At 71.2% G+C, this 13,539-nt stretch carries 11 protein-coding genes and 1 tRNA gene; 3 read left to right on the forward strand and 9 right to left on the reverse strand.

Annotated features, from left to right (window positions below; all coding sequences use genetic code 11):
• Both kdpB and kdpA read right to left on the reverse strand, forming a co-directional pair.
• Positions 1-2,121: a potassium-transporting ATPase subunit KdpB gene (kdpB, locus tag KLP28_16840; protein QWC85161.1), complete on the reverse strand. Its 2,121-nt coding sequence runs from the start codon at positions 2,119-2,121 to the stop codon at positions 1-3.
• Positions 2,118-3,770 carry a potassium-transporting ATPase subunit KdpA gene (gene kdpA, locus KLP28_16845; GenBank protein ID QWC87060.1) on the reverse strand — a complete coding sequence of 551 codons (1,653 nt, stop codon included), beginning with the start codon at positions 3,768-3,770 and terminating at the stop codon, positions 2,118-2,120. Before kdpA ends, kdpB begins: the two co-directional genes overlap by 4 nt.
• Positions 3,771-4,221: 451 nt before the next feature.
• Here kdpA and KLP28_16850 point away from each other — a divergent pair, with 451 nt between their 5' ends.
• Complete coding sequence (locus KLP28_16850) at positions 4,222-4,404, forward strand: hypothetical protein (GenBank protein ID QWC85162.1); 183 nt, start codon at positions 4,222-4,224, stop codon at positions 4,402-4,404.
• Here KLP28_16850 and KLP28_16855 read toward each other — a convergent pair.
• The 3 genes from KLP28_16855 to KLP28_16865 all read right to left on the reverse strand — a co-directional run bounded on the left by KLP28_16855 (position 4,397) and on the right by KLP28_16865 (position 7,565).
• On the reverse strand, positions 4,397-5,611 hold the full coding sequence (locus KLP28_16855) for an aminotransferase class V-fold PLP-dependent enzyme (GenBank protein QWC87061.1): 1,215 nt from the start codon (positions 5,609-5,611) through the stop codon (positions 4,397-4,399). The two genes, KLP28_16850 and KLP28_16855, sit on opposite strands and share 8 nt — an antisense overlap.
• Before the next feature lie 44 nt (positions 5,612-5,655).
• Positions 5,656-7,320, reverse strand: coding sequence for a carboxypeptidase-like regulatory domain-containing protein (locus tag KLP28_16860; protein QWC85163.1), 1,665 nt, complete (start codon positions 7,318-7,320; stop codon positions 5,656-5,658).
• Positions 7,321-7,488: 168 nt separating this feature from the next.
• Positions 7,489-7,565: transfer RNA gene (locus tag KLP28_16865), tRNA-Pro, on the reverse strand.
• An 811-nt stretch (positions 7,566-8,376) separates the two neighbouring features.
• On the opposite strand from KLP28_16865, the gene KLP28_16870 reads away from it, so the two are divergent.
• Positions 8,377-8,712 (forward strand): Rieske (2Fe-2S) protein, encoded by a 336-nt coding sequence (locus KLP28_16870; protein ID QWC85164.1) that lies wholly within the window; start codon positions 8,377-8,379, stop codon positions 8,710-8,712.
• A gap of 125 nt (positions 8,713-8,837) precedes the next feature.
• Here the strand turns inward: KLP28_16870 and der are convergent, their stop codons facing one another.
• A complete protein-coding gene (gene der, locus KLP28_16875; GenBank protein ID QWC87062.1) occupies positions 8,838-10,199 on the reverse strand; it encodes a ribosome biogenesis GTPase Der in 1,362 nt (453 codons plus the stop codon).
• Positions 10,200-10,342: 143 nt separating this feature from the next.
• On the opposite strand from der, the gene KLP28_16880 reads away from it, so the two are divergent.
• Positions 10,343-11,275 carry an SDR family NAD(P)-dependent oxidoreductase gene (locus tag KLP28_16880; GenBank protein ID QWC85165.1) on the forward strand — a complete coding sequence of 311 codons (933 nt, stop codon included), beginning with the start codon at positions 10,343-10,345 and terminating at the stop codon, positions 11,273-11,275.
• A gap of 17 nt (positions 11,276-11,292) precedes the next feature.
• Here the strand turns inward: KLP28_16880 and cmk are convergent, their stop codons facing one another.
• The 3 genes from cmk to aroH all read right to left on the reverse strand — a co-directional run bounded on the left by cmk (position 11,293) and on the right by aroH (position 13,532).
• Positions 11,293-11,949, reverse strand: a complete 657-nt coding sequence (gene cmk, locus KLP28_16885) for a (d)CMP kinase (protein QWC87063.1) — start codon at positions 11,947-11,949, stop codon at positions 11,293-11,295.
• 82 nt (positions 11,950-12,031) lie between these two features.
• On the reverse strand, positions 12,032-13,150 hold the full coding sequence (locus KLP28_16890; GenBank protein QWC85166.1) for a prephenate dehydrogenase: 1,119 nt from the start codon (positions 13,148-13,150) through the stop codon (positions 12,032-12,034).
• Entirely contained in the window at positions 13,143-13,532 is a 390-nt protein-coding gene (aroH, locus tag KLP28_16895; GenBank protein QWC85167.1) for a chorismate mutase, read from the reverse strand. The genes KLP28_16890 and aroH overlap by 8 nt, the downstream gene beginning before the upstream one ends.
• Between the last annotated feature and the right edge of the window lie 7 nt (positions 13,533-13,539).

Consider the following 13,539-nt stretch of genomic DNA (forward strand, 5'->3'; position numbering starts at 1 on the left):
TCACAGACCGGGGACGAGGGAGACGAGGAGGTCGAGCAGCTTGATGCCGAGGAAGGGCGCGACGAGTCCGCCCACCCCGTAGATCGCCAGGTTTCGACGCAGCAGCGCCGAGGCGCTCGCGGGTCGGTACGCGACACCGCGCAGGGCGAGCGGGACCAGGGCGACGATGACCAGGGCGTTGAAGACGACGGCGGAGACGATCGCCGACTGCGGGCTGGACAGCCGCATGACGTTGAGGACGTCGAGCGCAGGGAAGGCGACGAGGAACATCGCCGGGAGGATCGCGAAGTACTTCGCGATGTCGTTGGCCACGGAGAACGTCGTCAGCGCGCCACGCGTGATCAGGAGCTGCTTGCCGATCTCGACCACCGCGATGAGCTTGGTCGGGTCCGAGTCGAGGTCGACCATGTTGCCTGCCTCCTTGGCCGCCGCCGTGCCGCTGTTCATCGCCACGCCGACGTCGGCCTGTGCCAGCGCGGGCGCGTCGTTGGTGCCGTCGCCGCACATCGCCACCATGCGTCCGCCGGCCTGCTCCCGTGTGATGAGGGCCAGCTTGTCCTCCGGGGTGGCCTCGGCGAGCACCTCGTCGACGCCGGCCTCCGCGGCGATGGCCTTCGCGGTGACCTCGTTGTCGCCGGTCACCATGACGGTACGGATGCCCATGGCCCGCAGCTGCTCGAAACGTTCTCGGATCCCCTGCTTGACGACGTCCTTGAGGTGCACGACACCCAGGAGCCGGCCCGCAGCGTCCGTGCCGTCCTTCGCGGCGACCACCAGCGGCGTACCTCCGGTGGCGCTGATCGAGGCCACGACGCTCTCGAGCTCGGCGGTCGCCGCGGCGTCGTGACTCGCGCCGGAGGCCTGGACCCAATCACGCACCGCGGTTCCGGCCCCCTTCCGCAGCTGCTGTCCGTCCGGCAGGTCGACGCCGCTCATCCGCGTGGCCGCGGAGAACTCGACCATCGCTGAGTCGTCGGGCAGGTCGCCGGACACGCCCCGGTCCCGGACGAGGTCGACGATGCTGCGGCCCTCGGGGGTCTCGTCGGCGAGTGAGGCGAGCAGGGCGGCTCGGGCCAGCTCCTCGGGGCTCGTTCCCCCCACGGGGTGCAGCTCGCTGGCGCGACGGTTGCCGTGGGTGATGGTGCCGGTCTTGTCGAGCAGGAGCACGTCGACGTCGCCCGCAGCCTCGACGGCGCGACCCGACATGGCCAGCACGTTGCGCTGGACGAGCCGGTCCATGCCCGCGATGCCGATGGCGGAGAGCAGGGCGCCGATGGTCGTCGGGATGAGGCAGACGAGCAGCGCGATCAGCACGACGAGCGACTGACCGGCGCCGGAGTAGTCGGCGACCGGGGCGAGGGAGACGACGACGACACCGAAGACGACCGTCAGCGACCCGAGCAGCACCGACAGCGCGCGCTCGTTCGGTGTGCGCTGCCGTTCCGACCCCTCGACCAGGGCGATCATGCGGTCGACGAACGATGCCCCGGGTTCGGCGACGACACGCACGACGATGCGGTCCGAGAGCACCACGGTGCCTCCGGTGACCGCGCTGCGGTCCCCGCCGGACTCACGGATGACGGGCGCGGACTCACCGGTGACCGCGGACTCGTCGACCGAGGCGACGCCCGCGACGACCTCGCCGTCCCCGGGGATGCGCTGGCCGGCATGCACCATGACGACGTCGCCCGGTCTCAGTGCCGTGCTGGGCACCTCCTCCAGCGGGAGGTCATCCGCCATCGGGTCCTGGTGCCGGTCCGTGCCTCCGCGGAGACGCCACGCGACGGTCTCGGACTGCAGCTCGCGCAGGCTGGCGGCCTGTGCGCGGCCGCGTCCCTCGGCCGTCGCTTCTGCCAGGGTGCCGAAGAGCACCGTGAGCCACAGCCACACCGCGACGCTCCACCCCAGGACCGAGGGGTCGAGGACCGAGAGCACGGTCGTCGTGGCCGCACCGAGCTCGACCACGAGCATGATGGGCGTGGCGAGCAGCTCTCGCGGATGCAGCTTGCGTACGGCTGCCGGGAGGTTCTCCCGCAGCTGGACCGCCAGCCGTGTCGGCTCCGTGGCCGGCGGACCGTCGGAGGGACGGGAGACGGTGGCGGTGCTGACACGCGTGCTCATGCGAATGACTCCACGATCGGACCGAGGGCGAGCACGGGCACGAAGGTCAGACCGACCAGGACCACGGTGACGCCGGAGAGGAGGGCCGCGAAGAGCGGCCCGTGGGTGGGCAGGGTTCCGGGCCCGGCCGGCAGCGTCCGCTGCGCGGCCATCCGGCCGGCGAGCCCGAGGACCAGGACCATCGGCACGAAGCGGCCGAGCAGCATGCACACGCCCAGCAGCGTGTTCCAGAACGGCGTGCCGCTGATGAGGCCCGCGAAGGCGGAACCGTTGTTGTTCGAGGCCGAGGTGACGGCGTACAACGCCTCGGACAGTCCGTGGGGTCCCGACTCCTGGAGGCCGGCGAGTCCGGCTCCGGTCGTGAGTGCCAGGGAGACGGCGGCGAGCACGAGGACCGGCATGGTGAGCACGTACGCGGCCACCAGCACCATCTCGGGGCGACTGATCTTCTTGCCGAGGTACTCGGGGGTCCTCCCCACCATGAGACCGGCGAGGAAGACGGTCACCACGGCGAGGACGAGCATGCCGTAGAGCCCTGATCCCACGCCGCCGGGAGCGACTTCGCCGAGCAGCATGTTGAACAGCGCCACGCCACCGCCCGGCGCCGTCAGCGAGTCGTGCATCGCGTTGACCGAACCGGTCGAGGTGGCGGTGGTGGAGGCGGCGAACAGCGCCGAGCCCGCTTCGCCGAAGCGGACCTCCTTGCCCTCCATCGCGGCGCCGGCGAGGCTGGGCACCGTCCCCGGACCTGACATCTCGGCCCAGGTCAGCAGCGCGACGGAGGTCAGCCACAGACCGGCCATCACCGCGAGCACCGTGCCGCCCTGACGCCGGTCGCGGACGATGAGGCCGAAGGCCCACGCCATGGCGAAGGGGATGACCAGCAGCAGGAAGATCTCGAGCAGGTTGGTCCACGGCGCCGGGTTCTCGAACGGGTGCGAGGAGTTGGCGTTGTAGAAGCCGCCGCCGTTGGTGCCGATCTCCTTGATCGCCTCCTGGCTGGCCACCGGCCCGCCCGTCACCTGCTGGGACCCACCCGTGAGCGTGCGGATCTCCCGCGGACCGGAGAGGTTCTGGACTACGCCTGCCCCGGCGAGCGCGAGCGCAGCCACCATCGACATCGGCAGGAGGACACGGACGACGGTGCGGATGAGGTCGACCCAGAAGCTGCCGATCCGGCCTCCGGCGCAGGAGCGGGTCATGGCGCGGGCGAAGGCCGCCGCCACGCACATCCCGCTCGCGGCCGAGACGAAGTTCTGCACCGTCAGGCCGGAGGCCTGCACCAGGTGACCCAGGGCCGCCTCACCGGAGTACCACTGCCAGTTGGTGTTGGTGACGAAGCTGACCGCGGTGTTCCAGGCGCCGTCCGCCGGCAGGGCTTCCATGCCGATGCTCAGCGGCAGCCACTGCTGCGTGCGGTTCAGAACGTACAGGAGGAGCAGCCCGCCGAGGGAGAAGCCGAGCACCGACATGGCGTACGTACGCCAGTGCTGGTCGGCCTCGGGGTCCAGCCGCAGCACGCGATACGCGAGACGCTCCGGCAGCAGGTGCCGCTCGCTCGTGTAGACCCGGTCCAGGTGCGCACCGAGCAGCGGGACGGCGAGAGCGAGTGCCAGCACGAGCACCGCGACCTGGCCCACGGCAGGCATCACGGCGCTCACGAGGCGGCTCCGTCGTCGCCCGGGGCGCGGGGCGGCTGGTCGAGTGGCACACGGTCGATGACGGCGACCAGCTGCACGAGCGCCAGTACCGACACGATGGTCAGGACGAGGAAGACGAGATCGGACACGGGACGTTCCTAGGCCCGCGCGAGCGTCCGACCCGACGACCTTGACGCTTCCTTGACGGCACGGGCCCCGGCGTTGACGTGGCCTTGAGGGCGGGCTCGAAGCGACGCCAGGATGCCTGTGCGCTCGCCATCAAGGAACCGTCAGGACGGTTCCCGCGCAGGCCGTCACCGACCTAGCGTCCGGGCATGAGCACCTGGCCTGTCCGAGACGACGACACCGATCCGCTGCCGTTCCCGACCGGGGCGATCCTGGTCGCGGGCGCTGTGGCCCTCGCTGCGGGGACGGCAGCACTCATGCGCGTGATGCTCCTGTGAGCACGTCCGGCGTGGCGGCGGTCCTGGCCGTCCTCCTCCTGGTCGCCGGGACGAGCCTGGTCTTGCGCTCGGTGGTCCTCGTGGCCTCGGGTCGGACGGGGCGAGCCCGCTACGACGCCCTCCTCACTGCTGCGCTCGGCCTGACGTGCTGCCTGGGTGGCCAGGCCCTGCTCAGGTAGCGGGCGCGTCGCGGAGCAGGTCCCCGATCGCGCGCACGGCGAGATCGACCTCGGCGTACGTCGTGCTGAGCGGCGACAGACCGGCCCGCAACCCGCGCGGGTGCCGGAAGTCGGGGACGACGCCCTGCTCCCACAGGTGAGCGACGACGCGCTGCATGTCCGGGTGCTCGAGCAGCACGTGCCCACCGCGCACGGCCGCCTCTCGCGGTGAGGCGACCACGACGCCGAGCGGCGCGAGGTGCTCTTCGGCGCAGGCGATCGCGGCATCGGTGAGGCGACGCGTCTTCGCGGCCACCGAGGCCATGCCCGCACGATCGATGAGGTCGACCATGTCGCCGAGCGGTTGCATGGCAAGGATGGGTGGGGTCCCGGAGACGAAGCGCCGCATCCCGTCGGCGGGCGCGTACGCGGGCCCCATGGCGAAGGGCTCGGCGTGCCCCATCCAGCCGCTGATGGGTTGGGTCAGCTGCTCCTGGTGCCGCGCGGCGACGTACGCGAACGCAGGCGAGCCCGGACCGCCGTTGAGGTACTTGTACGTGCACCCCACGGCCAGGTCGACGGCCGTGGCGTCGAGGTCGACCTCGATCGCTCCGGCAGAGTGCGAGAGGTCCCACAGGGTCAGCGCGCCGGCCGCGTGGGCGGCGGCCGTGATGCCGGCCAGGTCGGCGACGAAGGCCGACTTGTACGCCACGTGGCTCAGCAGCACGACGGCCGTCCGCTCGCTCACGACCGCTGCCACTTCCTCGACCGTGACACCGGTCGTCGGATCAGGTTCGATCCACCGCACCGTCAGACCGCGCTCGGCGGCGACGCCCTCGACGAGGTAGCGGTCGGTCGGGAAGTTCTCGGTGTCGCAGACGATCTCGTCGCGCCCGGGTCGCGCAGCCACCGCGGCGCGCAGGAGCTTGTAGAGCAGCACGGTCGTGGAGTCGGCGACCACCGTCTGACCGGCTGCGGCACCGAGCACGACGCGCCCGATCCGGTCGCCCAGCGTGAGCGGCAGCTGCATCCAGTCCTCGTCCCAGGACCGGATGAGGCGCTCACCCCATGGTCCCTCGACGAAGCGGCCGAGCCGTTCGGCGGTGACCTTCAGGGGTCGGCCGAGGGAGTTGCCGTCGAGGTAGGCGAGCACGCTGTCGGGGCGTACGAAGAGCTCGGCGTACGCCCCGAGCGGGTCGGCGGCGTCGAGGTCGGCGGCGGTGCTCATCACGCGGCCGTCGTATCACGGGACGGCGGTCACGCCGCGGCGCGTCACCGGCCGGCGGCGCGGAACCAGACCTTCGCGCCGTGGTCGCCGCGCCATTCGCAGGTCCTCGCGAAGACGGGGGTGATCCTCGTGCGTCCACGGGCGCGCTGACGCACCGCGAACCGGCCCTGCTCGTCGGTCCGGACCCTGAGGGTGGGCAAACGCTCCAGCCTGTTCCGCATGCGTTCCAGCTTCACCGTCTCGCCGGCCAGGGGCTGGCCTGTCTGATCGGAGACGAGCCTGCCCGAGATGGTGACCCGCGCGCCGGGAGGGGAGACCCTGCGGCTGGCCTGCGCCTCGATCCGCGAGTACCCGAGGACCGTCTTCGGCCAGCAGCGCGGCCCGGGGGTGCTCAGGTATCCCGGCAGGGCCGGGGGTGGGTCGGAGGCATTGACACCGACCATGCCGCGAAAGCGTCCGAACTCCCGCTCACAGCTCACGTCGAAGGTGACGGCGAGACGTTGCAGGAGCATGCCGCCCGGCTCGTACGCCACCTCACCCACCTCGAACCACGAGTCGTCGGCGAACCCGGCGAGGCATGGTGGCGCTGAACTCGAGCTCAGCCCTGGTGCGAGATCCTGGAAGGGCCACCTGTCGACGTCCTCGTATCGACCCACCTGCAGTCGTGGCTCACCGGCAGGGCCGGTGAGCCTCAGGCCGGGCACCGCGTCGACGACGGTGCCACGGGCGTCGACGTATCCGGTGGCATCCACCTCCGGCCCGGTGACGGCCTCGCCGATGTCGCCCAGGTAGTTCTCCGCACGGTAGATGCCGTAGTCGTGACCGGCGGACGCCTCCTGCTGCACCTGTGTGACCAGTGTCGCCCCGTCGTTCCACCGCGAGACCGTTCGCCAGCGGCGCTGCCCCTCGTCCCTGGGCGCCGCGGTCACGTACGCCCAGCACGCCTCGCCCGGCTCCATCCGACAGCGCCAGGCCGAGATGACGATCTGTCGCGCATCCTCACCGTGGGGTCCTACGGCCACATCGGAGACCGGGATCGCAGTGCTTGAACCACCGTTCACGTAGGGCATCTCGACGCGGTTGGCACCCTCGAGGTTCGCGTCGGGCAGACGTACGAAGCCCGGACCGACGACGCCGGCGGCGGTCGGGGCGTCGACACCGATCCTGACCTCGCCGTACGTCGGCTCGTGGGAGCAGAAGAGCGTGAACGACAGCCAGAGAGCCCGGGTCTCGCGGTCGATCCGGTGGATCGTGAAGCTGCCGCCGGCGGACGAGCACAGGTTCGAGCCGTTGGAGACGCTCATGCCGCCGGGGCGCCCGCCGGCGCCGTACCGGCCCGGCGAGAAGCTTGCTGGAGAGAAGGACAGGTCGATGTGTCCCACGGCGTTGTCGTACGCGTCGTGGTCGGTCATGGAGACCCTGATGCTGCCGGCGAGGCCGCCCTGTTCCGGGTCGTCGGCCTCGTCGAACCTCAGGTCTCCGACCTGTTGGTCCTGGAACAGCCACCGCTCCTCGGCGGCGAAGAGGCGATCAGCCGTCGAGAGCCACACCTGCCGGATCTCCCTGCGGCCGTCCGCCGCCGACGCGTCGCCTGCACCCGGTGAGATCGCGGTGAGGCCTGCGACGAGAAGAAGGCTGGCGACGGGGGCGATGATCGCGAGCCGGTGGACACGGTGGCGACGCGCCGAGGCGGCATGGTCGGAGGGCACGGCTCAGCCTAGAGCTGCCGCAGCTCGCTCGCCATCGGCCGGGGCAGAACGTGCCACGGTTCCCACTGTTGGTTGGTCAGGTCCCCGCCCTCTGTTGCCCTCGACCCGCGACGGCGTGGATCGGTGGGACGACGAAGCCCTGGCGACGTGACTCCGTCGCCAGGGCGATGGTCGGGCTGACAGGATTTGAACCTGCGACCTTCCGACCCCCAGTCGGATGCGCTACCAAGCTGCGCTACAGCCCGAACGCCACGGTCGGCATGTACCTCCCGGGCGAGGAGCACACTACCGGAGGGCCGACCGGTGGTCAGCGGCGACCCGTGCCACGAGATCACCTGCGACGCGATGACACAGGAGTGTCAGTGGGGCTCTCTACGGTGCTCGCGTGACGTCGCGCACCTACACCGATGACGACCTGAGACATGCCAGCGAATCGTCTCGCTCGTGGAGAGCGGTCGTTCGAGCACTCGGCCTGCGCTCCGCGAACGCAGGAGTGATCGCCTCACTCCGCTCTCGTGCCGAAACCCTCGGTCTGTCGGTCGAGCACATGCCGAAGCGGAAGACTCCGAGCCCACGAGGCACCGTCGGAGCACGGTCCCGGTCGGCCTTGGAGGAGCCCTCGCTCGCTCATCTGCGGGAGGCGGGACCTCTCCTGGCCGCCGCGTGGTTCACGCTAGCCGGGTACCAGGTGAGTGGCCGCTCGAGCCGGCTCGGTACGACCTTGTCGTGGCGCTCCCAGAGGGTCTGTCGAGAATCCAGGTCAAGACCGCGACGAGACGCGACAACGGCGCTTGGATCGTCTGGATCTCGACGTCGGGCTCGCCACGGCGAATCTACGAGCCGGAGGAGATCGATGCCTTCTACGTCATCGACGGGGACCTGCAGCCGTACTTGATCCCGTTGGCGGAGGTGCACGGCCGTCACGCGATCACATTGTCTGGTGACGAACGCTTCAGGCTTGCAACGCTCCCTCGCGAGCAGCATCGACCGAGCCATGGAGGGTAGTGAGCAGTCCACCGAGGCACCGCGTCTCGTCACAGATCTCCAGGAGTGCTCATGAGCGACGGACCGTACGAGAAGCCGAAGGACAACACCGTGCAGGCGGCCGGCTCGTGGGCCGTCGGTCGGGCCAACCGCGCCGACTTCGCGACCTCACGACGCTGCCGCCACCTCGGCGCGGACCTGGCCGGCGGGTCGGTGGAGAACGGCTGCCTGGTGTGCCCCTGGCACGGAGCCAACTACGACGTCACGTCCGGCCGGATGGTGAAGGGGCCGCAGGGCATCTTCGCGAAGATCCCGGGGCTGGGGCTCTTCTTCAAGTCCGTCACGCGCGTGCTGCCGCTGAAGGTCGGCTCGACCCGTCGCGAGAAGGACGGTCTGTACGTCGACTGACCCGGCGGTCGTGACTCAGCTGACCAGCACCAGCAGCAGGTCGAGCGCGAAGAACGCGACCATCGAGATGACGATCAGCCACGTCACCCAGACGGTCCAGGGCTTGCCTTTCCAGTCCTTGAGCATCAGCGCTTCCTCTTCTCCCTGGGTCGCTGCTGGATGTCGATCGGGGTGCCGATGAAGCCGAACTCCTCGCGCAACCGGCGCTCGATGAAGCGCAGGTAGCCGGGCTCGAGTTTGCCGGAGGTGAACAGCACGAACGTCGGGGGCGCGGTCTGCGCCTGCGTCGCGAAGAGCACGCGGGGCTGCTTGCCGCCGCGCACGGGGTGGGGGTGCTCGGCGAGGAGCCGCCCGACGAAGGAGTTGAGCGCACCGGTGCCGACCCGGGTCTCCCACCCGTCGATCGCCGCGTCGAGCGCAGGGACGAGCCGGTCGATGTGCCAGCCCGTCCGTGCGGTGACGTTGATGCGCGGCGCCCACTGCACCTGCACCAGGTCCCGCTCGATCTCGCGGTCCAGGTAGTAGCGACGCTCTTCGTCCACCAGGTCCCACTTGTTGAACGCGATCACGAGCGCCCGCCCGGTCTCCCGCACGGAGTTGATGATGCGTACGTCCTGCTCACTGATCGACTGCGACCCGTCGACGATGAGCACGCAGACCTCCGCACGCTCGATGGCGGCGTTGGTGCGCAGCGAGGCGTAGTACTCGTGGCCCGAGGCCTCCTTCACACGCTTGCGGATGCCCGCGGTGTCGATGAAGCGCCACGTCCGTCCCTTGAGCTCGACCAGCTCGTCGACGGGGTCGACGGTGGTGCCCGACGCGTCGTCGACCACGGACCGTTCGGACCCCGCGAGCTTGTTGAGCAGGGAGGACTTGCCGACGTTCGGCTTGCCGACGATCGCGATGCGCCGCGGTCCCCGCGGCTTGCCGATCTCCTCGGCGGGCGGCTCGGGCAGCGCGGCGAGGATCGCGTCGAGCATGTCGCCCGACCCCCGACCGTGCAGCGCCGAGACCGGCCACGGCTCCCCCAGTCCGAGGTTCCAGAGCGCGTACGCCTCCGCCTCGGTGCGGGCGTCGTCGACCTTGTTGGCGGCCAGCACGACCGGCTTGCCGGACTTGCGGAGCACGCGCACGACGCCCTCGTCGGCGTCGGTGATGCCGACGGTGGCGTCGACGACGAAGAGGACGGCGTCCGCCAGACCGACCGCGATCTCGGCCTGCGCGGTGATGCGTTCGGCGAGCCCCCGCGCGTCCGGGTCCCAGCCGCCGGTGTCGACGACGGTGAACGACCGCCCGTTCCAGACGGCGTCGTAGGAGATGCGGTCGCGTGTCACCCCGGGCACGTCCTGCACGACCGCCTCGCGGCGACCGATCATGCGGTTGACCAACGTGGACTTGCCGACGTTGGGCCGCCCGATAACCGCGAGCACCGGCACGGGACCCGTGGCGGCGTCGGCGTGGCTGGTCTCGGACATGCGCTGCTCCATCTGCTGGTACGTCAAGCGGCCGCCGGAGCTGCCGACGGCCGAACGATCATTCTCCCACGTCGGCGACAGCGGGTGCTCACGCCGGTCTTCCCGGGTAGGAGCTCGTACGCACACTCCCCCATCCCCCCACCGAGGAGCTGCTCGTGCCCTGGTCCGTCTCCGACATCCCCGACCTGACCGGCACCACCTCCGTGGTCACCGGCGCCAACGGCGGTCTGGGCAAGGCCACCACGAAGGCCCTGGCCGGCAAGGGCGCCCATGTCGTCATGGCCGCCCGCAACCAGGACAAGGCGAAGGCGGCCCGGGACGAGGTGCTGGCCGCCCATCCCGACGCCTCGCTGGAGATCGTCGAGCTCGACCTGGGCGCCCTGGCCTCGGTGGCCGAGGCCGCCGACCAGGTCCGCAGCACGCACGACCGCATCGACCACCTCGTCCTCAACGCAGGCGTCATGGCGATCCCCGAGTCGACCACCGCCGATGGGTTCGAGTCCCAGCTCGGTATCAACGTGCTCGGGCACTGGGCCCTGCTGTCCCATCTCCTGCCCTTGGTGGTGCGTACGCCCCGCGCCCGCGTCGTCACCCTCTCCAGCATCGCGGCCCACCAGGGCCGAGCACTGGACCCTGGGGACCCGCACATGCGCGCGGACTACGACGCCTGGGCCCAGTACGGCAACACCAAGCTCGCCATGAGACACCTCGCACAGGGACTGCAGCCCCGCCTCCGCGCCCACGGTGTGGATGCCCGCGCGGTCGCAGCGCACCCGGGGCTGACCAACTCCGACCTGCAGTCGACCACCGTCGCCTCGGGCAACGAGGGACTCCTCGCGAAGGTCTCGCACGCCGGGGTGAAGGTCGTCGGCATGAGCGAGGACACGGGTGCACTCTCGCAGCTGCGCGCGGCCACGGACCCCGATGCGGTCGGTGGCGGGCTCTACGGACCGCTGCTGGGCATGAGCGGGCCGCCGGTGCGCAAGCCTCTGGTCCGTCCGGCCGAGAAGGCGATCGACACCCTGTGGCGGGTCTGCGAGACCGAGACCGGCCTCGCCCTCGACGTGAGGGCCGCGTTGGAGTCGTGACCACCCGGGTCGGGACGTCAGGACGCGGCGTGCGCGTCCTCCACGAGGGCGACGATCGCATCGATGGCCTGCGTCAGGGTGATGTCGGTGGTGTCGAGGTCGTGGGAGCCGTCCGCCCGTCGCGCCGGGTCGACCGCGCGGCCCGAGTCCTTCGCGTCACGGCGCTCGAGGTCCGCGGCGGTGGCGTCGGTGTCGCCGCTCCCCTGCTCCGCAGCGCGACGTGCGGCGCGGGCGGAGACGTCCGCACCCAGGTGCACCTTCACGGCCGCGTCGGGCCACACCACCGAACCGATGTCGCGTCCCTCGACGACGATGCCCCCGTCGCCGATGATCGCTCGCTGCAGCGCGACCAGGCGCGTACGCACCGCGCCGACCGCCGCCACGTCGGAGACCGCGCCCGTGACGTCCTCTGCGCGGATGGCCTCGGAGACGTCCACGCCGTCGACGGTGATGGTCGGGTCGGCCGGGTCGGTGCCCGACTCGACGCGCGGCTCGATGGCGCGAGCGGCGACTGCGTCGTGGTCGGTCACGTCCACGCCCCGGAGCAGCATCCACCACGTCACGGCGCGGTACTGGGCACCCGTGTCGAGGTAACGCAGCCCGAGCCGCTCCGCCACACCGCGTGACGTGCTCGACTTGCCTGATCCCGACGAGCCGTCGACGGCCACCACCACATGCTCGACCCGGTCCGGCCCCGCCTCGTTGTCCACGGGCGGCGACCCTACCGGCAGGCCTCCGCCCTGTCGGCGCGGCCGCTCAGGCGTACGCGGTCCAGCCACGTGCCCCGAGGCCGTCGACCAACGAGTCCACGGCGTCCTCGGCCACCATCACCTCGGCCTGCCCGTACGCACGACCGGTGTCGTGGTCGATGCGGAAGTCCTCGACGTTCGTGCCGATCTCCCCGACGTCCGCGAACAGGCGCGCGAGCTCGCCGGGGCGGTCGGGCACGGCAACCCGTACCGCGGAGAGCGGGCGGGGCCGCCCGCCGTGCTTGCCGGGCAGCGAGCGGGCACCGGCGACGCCACGCGCGAGGACCACGCCGAGGCCGTCGCGGTCGCCTTGCCTGACGGCACCGATCAGGGTCTCGAGGTCCTCGGCCACCGCGCCGAGCAGGTCGAGCACGGCGTCGGCGTTGGAGGTGACGATCTGCTGCCACAGTCCGGGGTCGCCGGCCGCGATACGCGTCACGTCCCGCACCCCCTGTCCGGATAGGGCGAGGTGGTCCTCGGGCGCCGCCGCGAGCTGTCCCGCGACCAGCGCGGCGACCAGGTGCGGCAGGTGCGAGGTGCGCGCCACGGCGAGGTCGTGCTCGTCGGGGCCCAGGCGCAGCACCGTGGCACCGCATGCCTCGGCGAGCTCCTCGACGAGCACGACGGCGGCGGGATCGGCGTACGCGTGCGGGGTCACGGCCCACGGGCGCCCCTCGAAGAGCGCGTCGGAGGCGGCGAGCGGGCCCGACCGTTCGGACCCGGCCATGGGGTGGGACCCGACGTAGCGCGCCAGCACGGTGCCGTCGACCCGGGCCGCGAGATCCGCCAGGGGCCTGCCCTTGATGCTGCCCACGTCGGTGACGACGGCGCCGGGCACCGTGGTGAGCCAATGCGCCAGGCTCTCGCCGAGTACGTCCGGCGGCACGCAGACGACGACGAGCTGGGGCTCCTCGCCGGGACGCCACGGATGTCCTGCACCCAGTGACGTGGCGGTGCGGACGTGGTCGCGCGAGACGTCCTCGAGCAGCACCCGGACGCCGACCCTCGTCAACGCGAGGCCCACCGACGTGCCGAGCAGACCCGCACCGACCACCAGCACGGGACCGCGCAGCACACCGATGCGTTCGGCGGGGGCGGGACCGGGGCGCGCCGGCCTCTCAGCCATCGGTGTCCGGCACCTCGTGCACCCGGCGGAGATCCCGCCGCAGTGCCGCGGCGCCGTGGAGGAACACGTGGGTGACGTCCGACCGCGACAGGTCGGTCTCCACGTGGGCCATCATGCGCACCACCCGTGGCATCGACCCGTCGATGTCCAGCTCGCGGGCGCACATCAGGGGCACGTCGGTGAACCCGAGCTGCCGAGCGGCGTACGCGGGGAACTCGCTGGTCAGGTCCGGCGTCGAGGTGAAGATGATCGAGACGAAGTCGTCGATGACGAGGCCGTTCTCGGCCATCACGTCGCGCACCATCTCGGTGGTGCGCTCCAACAGGTGCTCGCGCTCGTCGGTCTCGAGCTGCGTCGCGCCGCGGACTGCGCGCATCGCCATCGTCGTC

Source organism: Nocardioidaceae bacterium (genome assembly GCA_018672315.1).
Lineage (GTDB): Bacteria > Actinomycetota > Actinomycetes > Propionibacteriales > Nocardioidaceae > TYQ2.